This window comes from Mesorhizobium sp. M8A.F.Ca.ET.208.01.1.1, assembly GCF_004791315.1.
Taxonomy (GTDB): domain Bacteria; phylum Pseudomonadota; class Alphaproteobacteria; order Rhizobiales; family Rhizobiaceae; genus Mesorhizobium.
On the sequence record NZ_SRUT01000152.1, the window covers coordinates 1 to 351 of the forward strand.

1 protein-coding gene is annotated in these 351 nt (G+C 57.0%); it reads right to left on the reverse strand.

What is annotated here, in order from left to right; genetic code table 11:
* Window positions 1–11 precede the first annotated feature (11 nt).
* Window positions 12–200 carry a DUF3606 domain-containing protein gene (locus EN851_RS34680; RefSeq protein ID WP_128346228.1) on the reverse strand — a complete coding sequence of 63 codons (189 nt, stop codon included), beginning with the start codon at window positions 198–200 and terminating at the stop codon, window positions 12–14.
* Window positions 201–351: the final 151 nt, after the last annotated feature.

Consider the following 351-nt stretch of genomic DNA (forward strand, 5'->3'; position numbering starts at 1 on the left):
GGAATTTCTCGTTATCGTCCTGGCAATGCTTTGGCAGCCTTGGTCAGGGTCGCGCGACTATTGCCGTGCTTACGGATGAGTTCTCGAACTTGAGCGGGTGTGATGTTGTTCTGCAGGGCGAATAAATTCACCTCATACTCATCGTCAAGCGAGATTTGGCCTGCGGCCCGGAGGTCGGCTCTGCTTTTGTCCTTGGCCATTTGGGGACTCCCTCCGCCAGCTTCCAGGAGTCTTCTATTCGGCCGAGCAATGTGTCTGCCGACGGCGCCACGTTCTGTTGCCGGTGTGGCGACCTCCAGTCTGACCCTCAGAGCGCGCTAGTGATGGGCTCCCTTTGGCGGAAAAGACAAT